Consider the following 12,224-nt stretch of genomic DNA (forward strand, 5'->3'; position numbering starts at 1 on the left):
CGTTAACCGCTATGCGTTATTATCTTTCGCCACTTCGAAGTGCACTGACAATAAATAGGCTTCTTCGATAGGCAATGTGCCAAACTGATTCACCACGCGCTCCGCCATTTGCATGGATTCGGCGGAGATTTCGTCGAACAACGATTTATCCACCTCCGGCAACGGCTCGCCGGTTATTGAACGCTGCACCATGGCGCGAATATGCGATTCCAGCATCTGTTGCTGCACCGCATTGGTATAAATATTTTCAGCATTCAGCATCGCGGCAATATCCGCCAACACCCGAGCGGTGATCTCACCGGCTGCGCTGACATCGGATTGTTCAATTTCTTTTATCGAAGCAGATCCATCATTCACTTTTCAGTACCCCTAGATCCCACATTAATCAGTAAGCCGTAAAGCGCATCACCTGAATAATCCGCTTTCTGTGATGTCTTTACCCTACCCCCGGTAGGATTTTCTGTGTAGACCGGTTTTTTCCAGTTCGAAGTGGAAATCGCATGACGCGCGGGGATCCATTTCGCAAAACGGCGCTGCGGTGAAAAAGTTAATGAGATAACAAATAGATAACCGGGCTAACCGTTTCTTTCGCCACAATTGACGATAAAAGCCTTCGTGATCGGGATCTCTTTCTTTTCTCGTCCCAACAGCCTACTATCAATGGGACAAATCGACATTACCCACACCCCCGCTCCTCTGGCGCGGGGGTGTTGCTTTGTGTTGTTTTTCCGAATTTATGGGTGCACAGACTGGCACCCTTTGATTTGACTGGAGAGTGGAATGACCAAACCCATCATTACTATTAATGAGCTGGATGCGGAACGCCTGGATGCGCTATTGGAACAACCGGCCTTTGCCAACACCGACGTCGCCGCCGCGCTGAACGACGAGTTGGATCGCGCGGAAATCCTGCCGCCGGAGAAAATGCCGGCCAACGTGGTGACCATGAACAGCCGCGTGCGTTTTCGCGATCTGCACACCGATGAAGAGCACGTGCGCACGCTGGTTTACCCGGCATCGCTGAAAGACAGCCACGATCAGCTGTCGGTGATGGCGCCGCTGGGCGCAGCGCTGCTCGGCATGCACGTCGGCAAGCAGATTTCCTGGCAATTGCCGAACGGTGAAGAAGCGCGGATTGAAGTGCTGGAATTGCTGTACCAGCCGGAAGCGGCGGGCGAATACCACCGTTAAGCGGTTCTCAGGGCGGCATCCGGCCGCCCTTTCTGTTTCAGACGCAGATAGCGATCAGCACGGCGATCAGCAGCAGCACGTAGATTTTGGCATGCAGCGCATCGCTCACCTTAGGCAAACAGCGCCTGGCAAATACGATCCCCGCAATCCCCGCCACCACCAGCAGCCCCAGAACGTTCAGATTGACGTAGCCCAGATACTGCGGCCCGCTCATCTCGCGCCACCCTAACACGATATACATCAGCGCGCCGATCACCGCCACCGGGATCGACAGCGGGTTGGCGGCGCTGACGCAATACTTCATGTCGTAGCCATGGCGGCGCAGCAGCGGCACCGTCATCACGCTGCCGCCCACCCCCAGCAGGGTGGCGATGCCGCCGATCAGCGGCCCGCCGCCCCACAGCGTGGCGGGGGAAAGTTCGGCGCGCGCCGGTTTGATCAAAAAACCCCGGCGGAACAGACAGTCGGCGATGGTCACCGCCATATAGGCCACGAACAGCCCGCGGATCACGCCGTCCGCCAGCAGCGAGGAGGCGAACGCGCCCAGCGCCGCGCCGATGCCGATGAAAAAGATCAGCGGCACGATGGTTTCACGCAGCAGGTTGCCGCTGCGCCAGTTGGTCAGCGTGGCGTAACTCGCGTTGAGGATCATCACCGCCGTCGAGGTCGCCACCGCGATATGCATCGCCTGGCCGGGCTGCTCGCCCGACGCGGAGATCAGGTGATAGACGAAGGGCACCACCACAAAGCCGCCGCCGAAGCCGAACAGAATGGTGGTGATGCCGGTCAGAAAACCGGCACCCAGTACAATCAAGGTTTCAATCATGGCCGTGCGCCCGCACGAAGTCGTCGAACCCGGCGCAGAACTGCCCCGCCAGCGGGTGGAAACGATCGCCGACGAACAGCCCCAGATACTGCTCGCGCACGGCGTCATGGTCCACCAGCTCAATGCCCGCCTGTTCCGCCTGCGCCAGCGTCTGCGCGTCCGGGAAGCCCCAATAGCGCGAATCGCCCTGCTTTTCCGCCGCTATCGCTTCGCTGTGCTCCGCCCGCATCAGCTGACGCGCCAGGAAGGAGCCACTCTGCACGCCCAACAGCATCATGTTTTCCAGGAACGACAGATCGTGACGCAGCTCGGCGGGCAGGCGGGCGATAACCGGGCCGGCGTCCCAGTGCTCATCCATTTCATGCAGCGTTACCGCACAGTCCCTGTCACCGTTCATCAACGCGCGGAACAGCGTCATCACCCCGCGATAACGCGGCAAGTCCCCCGGATGCAGGTTCCACAGCAGCTTGCCGCGTCGGCTGAAGGCGCGCACATAGTCGGCGGAGAATTTCTGATAACAGCGCAGGGAGATCACCCCATCCATATGCCCCAGGCTGCTGATAAACGCAGCGTCATTGATGTCGAGAACGCGATGCGCTTTGACCCCGGCGGCGGCCAGGAACAGGGCCGGCGGCTGATAGGCCCCCTCGCAGGCGGCGGCGTTGCGGCCAACGAACGGGAACACGAAATCGTTCAGCACTTCGCGCTCATACAGCCCCAGGCGGCGAACCGCCGGCTCCTGCGTGCGCCCGGCGCTTTTCGCCAGGGGGAAATACACCGTAAAGGCACACTCGCCCTTCAGGGTGGCGATCAGATCCTGACACACCAGCCAGGAGAAAATGTCGTTGCCGACAAAGAGCGCTACGTTTTTCATGCTTCAGCCTTCTTTGCGTTGAAAATAGGGTTGTTGAACACGATCTTGCTGATATCTCGCGTGATGGACTCCATCGCCGAGGTGTAAAAAAGATCGCCCTTGGCAGGCGCGCCGAGCGAGTAGAGATGCTGCTCGCGGCCGCGTCGGTCGGCGATTTTCAGCGTGTGCGGGTTGCACTTCACGCCGCCGAACAGGTTCTCTTGCACCAGCCCGTCTTGCAGCAGTTGCTGGCTCAGACGGTTGGGCGGCAGTTGATAGGACGGCGTGGTGCAGTTGAACAGATACTGCGCATGTACCCGCGCCTCATGGCAACGAAGGATAAACCCGTCCGTTCCCTTGCTGATATCCGCCAGGCCGCCACAGGCGCGCAGGCGTTGGCTCTCCAGCGCCGCCACGATCTTGTTGGCGTTCTTGATCGGCATGGCGTGCCGATTGCGCATCCAGGAGGAGTTGTAAAAGCGCATGAAGACCTGCCGGTTGTTGGCATCCATCTTGACCCAGGCGGCGCACACCGCCGGGTGGATCACCGCCAGATAGCTGCAGATATGCTCCCGGGCAAAACGCGCGCGATCGAGGCTTTCCGCCAGATCGCGGTAACAATCGCGCCTTTCCCCCAGCGCCGAGAGCACCGTCAACCGCTCCGGCCCCGGATAGTGGCGCGCCAGCGCGGCGTTGATCGCATGCACCAGCTGGTGCGCGTCAATGAAATCGCGGCCGGCGACAAAGCGCCGCACCCCCTCCACAAACGCCTCCGGCGGCGGACGCATCAGCGCCGGCTGCACGCTGGGGAACAGGCCCGAGCGCGACAGGGCACAGATGTCGGTCGCCCCCAGACGCTCCATCAGCTCAACGATGGCGTCAATCGCCGTCAGGCTGCAGCCGATCACGCCGATGCTCGAATAAGGGTTGATCGGCGGCAGATCCTGGTGGGCCTGATAAGCGATCACCCCATCCACCGGATAGAGACATTCCGGCGGGTTGTGCCCCGAACACAGCACCAGCGCGTTCATCTGTTCGGCACCGCCACAGGTGGTGGTCAGCCGGTAGCCGGCCTCCAGCGGCGCGATGGTATTCACTTCGGCGGTCATGAAATTCAGCGCTACGTTGCTGTCCGCCGCCATATAAATCGTCATGTCGCGAATAAAATCGAGATATTCCCGATACAGCCAGCGCGGCGGATAACGATCCTGGCAAAATTGCGGGAAATGCATGGCGATCCAATCGACGAAGTGCGCATCGTCGAAAATATCCGCCGACATATTTTCCGGCGTCATATTTAATATATGGCTGTCAAAATCGCTGCTGTATGCCATACCGCCCTTGAAGCCCTGCTTGTCGAACACCGTCAGGGAAAGCGGCCTTTTGCAATGATTAACCGACTTATTTTTTATAAAGTTATACGCAAAAGCGATCCCGGCGGCTCCGCCGCCAACCACACCGAACTTATACATGAAATATCACCTTATAGTCATTGAACTGCGAACTGCGCTAAGAACTATTGCTTCAGGTGTTGGAATAAAAAGACGCTTTATTCCTTATTAACTTCTTGTATTGCGAGAACGAAAATCTTCGTCCCACCCCGGTGTGAAAACTTGCACGGGCTATATGGCCGATAAAATAGCGGCGCCCCGAACAAGCGTTATTTTTCTGCTCCGATAGTAGGGCGACGGCCGTTGGCTTGCTTTATATGAAGGGCCAACTATCATTGCGTTTCGGCCAATCTGCCCGCCAAAGGGAACACATGCGCAACGTCCGCATTGATGACATCGACCACGTAACGCGCGCGGTGATCGCCATCGGCACCGATTATCCGCCGGGGCACCTGCTGCCGATGCACAGCCACCGGCGCGCGCAGTTGTTGTACGGCGCCACCGGCGTCATGCACGTTTTCACGCAGCAAGGCAATTGGGTCGTCCCGCCGCAGCACGCGGTGTGGCTGCCGCCGCAGATGCCGCACGCGGTGAGGATGGTCGGCGTCACCACCCGCAGCCTGTACCTCGAACCCGGCGCGTTGCCCGCCGAACGGCCGCAGGTCTGTCAGGTGGTCAGCGTCACTCCGCTGATGCGCCAGCTGTTGATGGCAGCGGTGGATATGCCGCTGGAGTATGAACAAGAGGGGCGCGACGGAGCGCTGGCAACGCTGCTGCTGCATGAGCTGGCCCGGCTGCAACCCTTGCCGTTGCACATCCCGCTGCCCGCCGATCCCCGGCTGGGCGAGCTGTGCCGTGCCTTTTTGCAGCACCCCGACGCCCACGACTCCGCGCAGCGGTGGGCCCCTCGTCTGTACATGAGTATTCGCACCTTCAGCCGTTTCTTTCGCGCGCAGACCGGCCTGCCGTTTTCGCAATGGCGCCAGCGCGCCTGCGTGGTGCTGGCGTTGGCGCTGCTGGCCGAAGGGCGCAGCGTAACGCAGGTGGCGATGGAGATGGGATATGACAGCAGCGCGGCGTTTTCAACCATGTTTCGCCGCGTGCTGGGGCAGGCGCCCTCCTCCTATCTGACGGAAGACGGGCGCGACGGTTGACGGGTTAGCGGAATTTCTTGTGGTTGGCGTCGCGGGTCTGTTTGAATCCCTGCGCCAGCTGCTTCGCTTCGGCGACTTTGCCCTGGTTGGCCAGCGCCAGCGCCTGATCGATCTGGCCGATCAGGGTATCCAACCCGCTGCGAAAATCTTTCATCTCCGGGCTGTCGGCGGCTTTGTCTTCCAGCTTCGGCGGGGTGCCCTGTTTGGCGTCCTGCGCGGCGGCGCGCATGTTTTGCAGGCTCTGTTTGAGGGTGGCGGCGGAATCGGTATTCAGCACCGTTTTGTAGTTTTCCGCCAGGGTGTCCATATCGTCGCCCAGATCGGCGGCGACCGCCAGCGAGCTGGCCGCCAGCAGCGTCAACGCCGCCAGCGCTTTCAGGGTATTCTGCATGTTTGCTCACCTTCCAGTTATTGTTTTAATTAACCCACCGTTACCATAGGCAAGGCCGGGCAAAACCGAAACCGGAGATTTGTAAGCAAGGTTGAGACGGGATAACGCGCGACCGGCGGACGCCGGCCGCGCCGCGAATCACTGACCGGCGATCTTCATTTCCGGCAGCAGCACCGAACCGCACTGGATATTGCTGCGGGTTTCGATATCGCTGCCGACGCTGACGATGTTGCGCAGCATGTCTTTCAGGTTGCCGGCGATGGTGATCTCGCTGACCGGATATTGGATCTCGCCGTTTTCCACCCAGAAACCGGCGGCGCCGCGCGAGTAATCGCCGGTGACGCCGCTGACGCCCTGGCCCATCAGCTCGGTGACCACCAGGCCGGTGCCAAGCTGTTTCAGCATGCCGGCGAAGTCGGCGCCCTGCCCGGCAATGCGCCAGTTATGGATGCCGCCGGCATGGCCGGTGCTGTGCAGGCCCAGCTTGCGCGCCGAGTAGCTGGTCATCAGCCAGGTTTGCAGCACGCCGTCCTTGACGATATCGCGCCGCTGGGTGCGCACGCCCTCGCTGTCGAACGGCGTCGACGCCAGCCCTTTCAGCAGGTGCGGATGCTCTTCGACGGTCAGCCACGCCGGCAGGATCTGTTTGCCGAGCGAGTCCAGCAGGAAGGTCGATTTGCGGTAAACGCTGCTGCCGCTGATGGCGCCCACCAGATGACCGAACAGCCCGGTGGCCACCTCGGAGGCGAACAGCACCGGCGCCTTCATGGTCGACAGTTTGCGCGGCGCGAGACGCGCCAGCGTGCGGCGGGCACACTCCTGCCCCACCCACTCGGGGCTTTGCAGATCGCCCATCGCACGGCCGATGGTGTAAGCGTAATCCCGCTCCATATCGCCGTCCTGCTCAGCAATGACGCAGCTGGACAGCGAGTGGCGGCTGGAACAGTAGCTTTGCAGCATGCCGTGGCTGTTGCCGAACACCTTGATGCCGTAGTGGCTGTTGAAGCTGCCGCCTTCGGTGTTGGTGATGCGCTTGTCCGCCGCCAGCGAAGCCTGCTCGGCGCGCGCCGCCATCTCGATGCCGCGCTCGGCGTCCAGCTCGATCGGGTGGAACAGATCGAGATCCGGCGCCTCGAACGCCAGCAGATCTTTCTCCGCCGGGCCGGCGCAAGGATCCTCAGAGGTGTAGCGCGCGATATCCAGCGCCGCCTGTACGGTGCGGGCGATGGCGTCCGGGCTGAGATCGGTGGAAGAGGCGCTGCCTTTGCGCTGGCGGTGATACACGGTGATGCCCAGCGCGCCATCGCTGTTGAACTCGACGTTTTCCACCTCGCCGAAGCGGGTGCTGACGCTGATGCCGGTCGATTTGGTGACCGCGACTTCCGCCGCGTCGGAACCGGCGCGGGCCAGCTCCAGCGCCTGAGAGACGGCCTGTTCCAGCGCCTTGCGCTGTTCTGCAACTTGAGTGACTACTTTCATCAATCTGCCATAATTAATCAGAAAATCGTTGAGAAAAGTGCCGGAGCGGCGTAGTTGTGCACGCGGAGCGGCGCGCAAAAATCCTGAGATCTCTGCCGTTGAGTCTAACAGGAACCGCGTTGAATTTCGCATAAAGCCGGCAACCTGTTAGGATTAGCCTCTTTTTAACGGAGCCTACCATGAACAAACAGCCTGAAGACTGGCTCGACGATGTCCCGGAGAATGAAAACGAGGACGATGACGAGATTATCTGGGTCAGTAAAAGTGAGATTAAACGTGATGCCGAAGCGCTGAAAGACCTGGGGGCCGAAATGGTCGATCTGGGCAAAAACGCGCTGGATCGCATCCCGTTGGACGAAGATTTGCGCGCCGCCATCGAGCTGGCGCAGAAGATCAAGAAAGAGGGTCGTCGCCGTCAGCTGCAGCTGATCGGCAAGATGCTGCGCGCCCGCGATATCGAGCCGATCCAGACCGCACTCGACAAGCTGAAAAACCGCCACAACCAGCAGGTTTCGCTGTTCCACAAGCTGGAAGCGCTGCGCGACCGTCTGGTGGAAGAAGGCGATGACGTGATTCCGTCGATCCTGGATCTGTATCCGGCCGCCGATCGCCAACAGCTGCGTTCACTGGTGCGCAACGCGCAGAAAGAGAAGGCCGCCAACAAGCCGCCTAAGGCTTACCGCCAGATCTTCCAATACCTGCGCGAGCTGGCCGAAGCGGCCGACTAAGCGCCGCCGCCATCCCGGGATGAACCCGTTTCATCCCCGGTGATGGGCCGGTTCGCCGCTGCTTTCGCGGATATTGAAACGCAGGCTGCCTTCCAGCTCTTCTTCCGCCTCTTCAAACAGCAGAATGATCGCGCCGAAACGACGCTTGCTGCGGGCATTCAGGTGAGTGAACTCGATTTCCACCGGCAGGCCGATATCGCCGGTCACCACGTCCCACAGCGCGTCGAGGTTGGCGCCAAACCCCTCGCCTAGCGCAAACTTGTGCGCGAAATCGCGGTAGAAGGTCGGCACATCCTGGATCTGTTCGAAATCAAACTCTACTTTTGCCATCAAACTCACTCCACACGAATGAAGTTTTTGTAATGGTCGCGCGTGACGAAGATCAGACCGTCGCTCGAATACAGCAGGCGATCGGCGCCGCGCCGGCCACACTGATAATTGATGTCCGCTTCGCGCCAGACCCGGCCGCCGGCGCTCGGCAGTTGCCCTTCACGGTTAGAGAACCGATCGCCGCCGATCGCCTTGCCCGGCAATACCGCACAGAGGTTGCCTGAACGCGGATCCCAGCCCTGCTCGCGCGCCTGCTTCTTGGTGACGTAATAGCCCGGCAGCCGCTGATGCTGCTGCAGGTAACTCACCACCGTTTGCTGCTGCGTGAGCCGATCAATGCTCTGCTGCTGCCCCGCCGGCGCCACCGCTGCGTTGCCGTCGATCGCACGGTGCTCGTTGCCGCGCAGCGCGCTGAAGACGGCGATGACCACGGCGATGACAATCGCCAACAGAATCCGCTTGTTCATGACATTCCCTGAAATTATGCCGCCGAAGGCGCCGCAGCGCCCCCAGGCTAGTTAGCTATATAGTCGACCTGGATGAAACTAAGATGGCCGGCACGTCACATTTTCGCGGCGGTAAGAGTTTCATCCATTCATGACAATGATGCCACTTTCCAGCCGTTCTGGCACTCGGAGTCGCTCTGAAAACGGGCCGCCCCACATGAGACGGCCCGCCGTGCCAGGCGCTGCTTTCAGTATAGTCGGGGAAGGCACCACACAACGCGGCGCAACAGGCGGGAACGCATCAATCGATCAAGGCGTGGCGATAGCGATGCAGCATGTCGGCCAGGCGCTTCACCGGCCCGGTGACGCTGAGCGGCGCCTGATTGTCTACCAATTTTTGCTGGTACTCGTTCATTTCACCCAGCAAGCGATCGTAGTAATAGGCGCGCTTGACGTCGTTTTTGGCCGAGACCACCCGATCGGCGGTGCTGCGGATCTGGCGGTGGAAAGCCGACAGCTCTTCACTGACCGGAATCTCCGCCCGCTGCATCCGCTGGTGGGCGATGATCAGGTTCAGCGCCAGACGATATTTGGCGATGTCGTTCGGGAACATCATCAGCAGTTGGTTAAGCTGCTGATACAACGCAGGCAGGTGGTTCTGCCGACGGCGCGCTGCCTTGGTGGTCAGCGCCGACACCGCGCTGCTGACGAACTGGTTGAGCAACGTGCGGCCGGTGCGTTCGCGCGAATTGTCGCGGATCAACAGCAGCACCATCAGCCCGACGCAGCTGCCGAGGAACTGGCCGAGCGCCCCATCGAGAAACTGGGTGACGTTGAACTCCATCGGGTTGCTCAACACCAGAATGTTGATGGTTCCTGCCAGCAGCCCCAGCGAACCGAGCCGCCGCTTCTGCACCTCAATGCCGATGAAGAACGCCAGCAGGCCGAGGCTGAGACACAGCAGCAAAATGCTCTGCTGCGTCGCCGGCAGGATCACCATGAAGAACAGGGAGCCGACCGGGATCGCCGCCAGCATGCCCAGCACGAAATCCATCGCCACCATGCGCGGCGCCGGGGTGCGCATCGCCAGCGAGGTGATTACCGCAATGATCACCATAAAGCCGCTGCCGGACGTCCAGCCGGTCCATAGCCACAGCAGGCAGCCGAAGGCCGTGGCCACAAAGGTGCGCAGGCCGTTGATCATCGCATGATGCCCTTCCGCCGAGGTCGGCTTGACCACGGTTTCATTGCTCAACACGTCCTCTTCCACCGCGCTGATGCTACCGTTGGTGTGTACGCCCTTCGACAGCAGCAGGTAGCGCGTTGCCGCGCCGACCCAGCCGGTGAGGGTCGGCAGCGTTTCTTCGGAGCGATGCGTGGTCAGCACCTGGCGCAACAGCTTCATGCGCCTGTGGATCTCCTGCGGGGTTTCCGCCGGCACCATCAGTTGCTCCCGCAGGCTCGCTTGCAGCACGTCCGGATGATTCACCAGGATCAGGTAGGTTTCGCAAGCCTGGGTAATCAGCGTCAGCGACAGGGTATGCAGCGCCTTCACCCGGCGATTGACCTTCTGCCAGCGCGAAGACTCCATCATCAGGTTGTTGCGCATGCCGTCCAGCGCCGTGGTGCTCTTCACCAGATTGCTCCAGGCGCGGTCGATGTCTTCTTTGTCGGCGTTGCTGATGCACATCTGCATCAGGCGATATTGATCCACCAGCAGCTGATCCACCGCCCGATCGATATCCTGCTTGATCGAACGCGGCGAGAACAGCAGATCCGCCAATACGGCGCTGACGATCCCCAGCACGATCTCGCTGCAACGCTCGATGGCGAACTGCGGCGCTTCCAGCAGATGGGCCTCGCTGGTGGCGACCGTCACGATGATGATCAGCGCGGTATAGCCGGCCAGGCCCCAGGCGTAGGAGTTCTCGACCTTGATCAGTGAAGAGAGCCAGGTGCAGAAACCGGCCCAGATGCAGCACAACAGCAGCATCACCACCGGCGCGCGGGCGGTGGTGATGATAATGAGCAGGCCGACGAAGCAGCCGATAAAGGTGCCGATGATGCGCAGCCAGCCGCGGTGGCGGATGGCGCCGGAGAAGGGTTCACCGCCGGCGGCAAAGGCCGGGCCGGCGGCGACGATGGCGGCGGTCATCGCCGACCAGCGCGGGGTTTCCAGATTGAGATGGAAGCCGACGAACAGCGCAAACACAATCGCGAAGCTGAGCTTGAAGGCGAATCTCAGCCGGATAAAGGTTGGGCTGTTCATTAGCCGAACTCACGCAGCCGGTGCATCAGGCGCACAAAAGGCGAGCCGCTGTCGGCATTGCGATCGTTCTTGCCGACGATCACCACGGTGGCGGTGGTGCCGGCCGGGTACGGATGCTGTTGGTCCTTGGCGTCCAGCAGGATCTTCACCGGCACGCGCTGCGCCAGGCGCACCCACTCCAGGTTGCTGTCGATCGAGGCCAATCCTTTGTTGTTCACCGTGCTGCTGCTGTTGTTCACCGCCGCCGCCACGCTGTCGACGGTGCCGTGCATGATGCGGTTGCTGCCGAGCGGGGTGATCTCCGCGCGATCGCCCTTATTCAGGCCGTTCAGCTTGGTTTCTTCCAGGTACGCCAGGATGTAGAAGGAGTCTTTCTTCACCAGCGCCACCGCCACCGAACCGCGGGTGATGTATTCGCCGGCGTGTACGTTGAGGTTGGTGATCCAGCCATCGGCCGGAGCGCGCACCGTGGTGCGTTCCAGATCCAGCTGCGCCAGCTCACGCGTCGCCACGGCCTTCGCCAGCTGGTGTTGCACGGTCTGCAGCGAGTTGTTCGACTGGTCGATTTCTTCCTGCGACATCGCCTGCACGCCCAACTTCACGCGGCGGCCGGCTTCGCGCCGTTTTTCCGCCGCCAGCGTCTGATAGTAGGCGACGTCGGCACTGGCTTGCGCCAGCGCCTGCTCATAGCGCGGCCGATCGACCACGAACAGCACCTGCCCTTTCTTCACCAATTGGTTATCCACCACCGGCACATCGGTCAGCAGGCCGCTGACGTCCGGCGCGATCGCCACCACGTCGGCGGTAAACTTGGCGTCACGCGTCCACGGCGACTCGGTGTAAAACACCCAGGCCTTGAATACCGCGACGATGCCCAGCAGCACAAGAATCAAAGTGATCGCGATTCGGGTTATTTTTATCGAAAAATTTTTCACAGCGACCTCAAACAAAAAGACATGAAATCAGATAAAACAAGCAGCAATACAGCGCGGTGTTAAACAGCGCCGGATGCCAGACAAAATCGTAAATCCCCGTCGGCTGCAGCAGGCGGCGCATGAGGAAAAACAGCGCCAGCGACACCAGCAGCTCGAAAAACACCGGCGGAAACGACAGTCCGAAGATGACCATAACCGGAAGCAAACTCATCACTTTTTCCTTATTGTTCA

Annotated in this window: 14 protein-coding genes; 3 read left to right on the forward strand and 11 right to left on the reverse strand. The window is 60.6% G+C overall.

Translation table 11 applies throughout. The annotated features are described in order from the left end of the window. Positions 1-9: 9 nt before the first annotated feature. Complete coding sequence (locus ACJ8MK_RS21660) at positions 10-336, reverse strand: glycine dehydrogenase (RefSeq protein WP_086557014.1); 327 nt, start codon at positions 334-336, stop codon at positions 10-12. A gap of 444 nt (positions 337-780) precedes the next feature. Between ACJ8MK_RS21660 and rnk the strand changes: the two genes are divergently transcribed. Beyond that, a complete protein-coding gene (gene rnk / locus ACJ8MK_RS21665) occupies positions 781-1,191 on the forward strand; it encodes a nucleoside diphosphate kinase regulator (RefSeq protein WP_004936993.1) in 411 nt (136 codons plus the stop codon). A gap of 37 nt (positions 1,192-1,228) precedes the next feature. Here the strand turns inward: rnk and ACJ8MK_RS21670 are convergent, their stop codons facing one another. The 3 genes from ACJ8MK_RS21670 to ACJ8MK_RS21680 are packed head-to-tail and all read right to left on the reverse strand — an operon-like array spanning position 1,229 to position 4,342. Then, positions 1,229-2,017, reverse strand: coding sequence for a sulfite exporter TauE/SafE family protein (locus ACJ8MK_RS21670; protein ID WP_033636153.1), 789 nt, complete (start codon positions 2,015-2,017; stop codon positions 1,229-1,231). Next, positions 2,010-2,891, reverse strand: coding sequence for a formyltransferase family protein (locus ACJ8MK_RS21675; RefSeq protein ID WP_033648989.1), 882 nt, complete (start codon positions 2,889-2,891; stop codon positions 2,010-2,012). Before ACJ8MK_RS21675 ends, ACJ8MK_RS21670 begins: the two co-directional genes overlap by 8 nt. Then, a complete protein-coding gene (locus ACJ8MK_RS21680) occupies positions 2,888-4,342 on the reverse strand; it encodes an FAD/NAD(P)-binding protein (protein ID WP_442518052.1) in 1,455 nt (484 codons plus the stop codon). The genes ACJ8MK_RS21675 and ACJ8MK_RS21680 overlap by 4 nt, the downstream gene beginning before the upstream one ends. 290 nt (positions 4,343-4,632) lie before the next feature. Between ACJ8MK_RS21680 and ACJ8MK_RS21685 the strand changes: the two genes are divergently transcribed. Continuing rightward, positions 4,633-5,415: an AraC family transcriptional regulator gene (locus ACJ8MK_RS21685; RefSeq protein ID WP_025304388.1), complete on the forward strand. Its 783-nt coding sequence runs from the start codon at positions 4,633-4,635 to the stop codon at positions 5,413-5,415. A 4-nt stretch (positions 5,416-5,419) separates the two neighbouring features. Here the strand turns inward: ACJ8MK_RS21685 and cybC are convergent, their stop codons facing one another. Further along, the gene (cybC, locus tag ACJ8MK_RS21690) at positions 5,420-5,806 is read right to left on the reverse strand and encodes a cytochrome b562 (RefSeq protein ID WP_015379185.1); all 387 of its coding nucleotides are present in this window, start codon (positions 5,804-5,806) and stop codon (positions 5,420-5,422) included. A gap of 138 nt (positions 5,807-5,944) precedes the next feature. After that, the gene (gene pmbA / locus ACJ8MK_RS21695; protein ID WP_041036841.1) at positions 5,945-7,285 is read right to left on the reverse strand and encodes a metalloprotease PmbA; all 1,341 of its coding nucleotides are present in this window, start codon (positions 7,283-7,285) and stop codon (positions 5,945-5,947) included. Between the two features lie 179 nt (positions 7,286-7,464). Here pmbA and yjgA point away from each other — a divergent pair, with 179 nt between their 5' ends. Next, entirely contained in the window at positions 7,465-8,013 is a 549-nt protein-coding gene (gene yjgA, locus ACJ8MK_RS21700; RefSeq protein WP_004936968.1) for a ribosome biogenesis factor YjgA, read from the forward strand. Between the two features lie 30 nt (positions 8,014-8,043). Here the strand turns inward: yjgA and ACJ8MK_RS21705 are convergent, their stop codons facing one another. From ACJ8MK_RS21705 to aaeX, 5 genes are all read right to left on the reverse strand, one after another. Then, entirely contained in the window at positions 8,044-8,343 is a 300-nt protein-coding gene (locus ACJ8MK_RS21705; RefSeq protein WP_060423064.1) for a barstar family protein, read from the reverse strand. A 5-nt stretch (positions 8,344-8,348) separates the two neighbouring features. Further along, positions 8,349-8,810 carry a ribonuclease gene (locus tag ACJ8MK_RS21710; protein WP_047570407.1) on the reverse strand — a complete coding sequence of 154 codons (462 nt, stop codon included), beginning with the start codon at positions 8,808-8,810 and terminating at the stop codon, positions 8,349-8,351. Between the two features lie 280 nt (positions 8,811-9,090). Further along, entirely contained in the window at positions 9,091-11,058 is a 1,968-nt protein-coding gene (gene aaeB / locus ACJ8MK_RS21715; protein WP_049234171.1) for a p-hydroxybenzoic acid efflux pump subunit AaeB, read from the reverse strand. Continuing rightward, positions 11,058-11,993 carry a p-hydroxybenzoic acid efflux pump subunit AaeA gene (aaeA, locus tag ACJ8MK_RS21720; RefSeq protein ID WP_033648981.1) on the reverse strand — a complete coding sequence of 312 codons (936 nt, stop codon included), beginning with the start codon at positions 11,991-11,993 and terminating at the stop codon, positions 11,058-11,060. Before aaeA ends, aaeB begins: the two co-directional genes overlap by 1 nt. 7 nt (positions 11,994-12,000) lie before the next feature. Continuing rightward, the gene (gene aaeX / locus ACJ8MK_RS21725; protein ID WP_039569422.1) at positions 12,001-12,204 is read right to left on the reverse strand and encodes a p-hydroxybenzoic acid efflux pump operon protein AaeX; all 204 of its coding nucleotides are present in this window, start codon (positions 12,202-12,204) and stop codon (positions 12,001-12,003) included. Positions 12,205-12,224: the final 20 nt, after the last annotated feature.

This window comes from Serratia sp. CY38905, assembly GCF_052168875.1.
Classification (GTDB): domain Bacteria; phylum Pseudomonadota; class Gammaproteobacteria; order Enterobacterales; family Enterobacteriaceae; genus Serratia; species Serratia sarumanii.